The sequence below is a fragment of the Actinotalea ferrariae CF5-4 genome, assembly GCF_000603945.1.
Classification (GTDB): domain Bacteria; phylum Actinomycetota; class Actinomycetes; order Actinomycetales; family Cellulomonadaceae; genus Actinotalea; species Actinotalea ferrariae.
In genome coordinates this window covers 1-563 of record NZ_AXCW01000555.1, presented here as the reverse complement: position 1 = coordinate 563, position 563 = coordinate 1, and the positions used below count along the sequence as shown (strand labels likewise).

Here is a 563-nt window from a genome sequence, read left to right as displayed (position 1 = left end):
GCCCCGCTCGTGACCAGGGCGCCCGCGACCACGGGCGACGGCGCGTCGACCACGACGGTCCAGACCCCGGGCGGCAGGCCCGCCAGCGGCACGTCCAGCACGGCCCCCGCGTCGAGCCGCACCTCGGCCAGGCCCGGCAGCGCCACCGGCCCGTCGGGGCCGAGGAGCGCCACGGACGCCGTCGTCGACTCGTCCGGCGCGAGCAGCCGCAGCTGCGCGGTGTCCACCGTCCCCGGGGCGGTCTCGGGCACGAGCACGCCCGTGAGGACCTGGCGCGTGCCCGGACCGGCACCGGGCACCACCTGGTCCACCCCGGCCGGCACGACGCCGCGCAGCGCGCTGTCCTGGAGGTGGGCCGTCACCAGACCACCCGACGCCGTCACCCGCACCACGAGTCGGCGCTCCTCGGCCGCGAGGCCCTCGAGCAGGACCACCCGCTCCTGACCCGGCGGCACGAGGAACTCGGGGGCGCCGGCGAGCTCGACGGGTCCCGCCGGGCCCCAGAGGTCCAGCCCGACCGTGACCGCCGTCGCGCCGGGGTTCTGCAGGACGAGCCGCGCGCT

Annotated in this window: 1 protein-coding gene; it reads right to left on the bottom strand. The window is 79.2% G+C overall.

The window, feature by feature from the left end; translation table 11 throughout:
* The coding region (locus N866_RS21825; protein WP_245612675.1) for a DUF5719 family protein at positions 1 to 563 on the bottom strand (563 nt) is incomplete at both ends.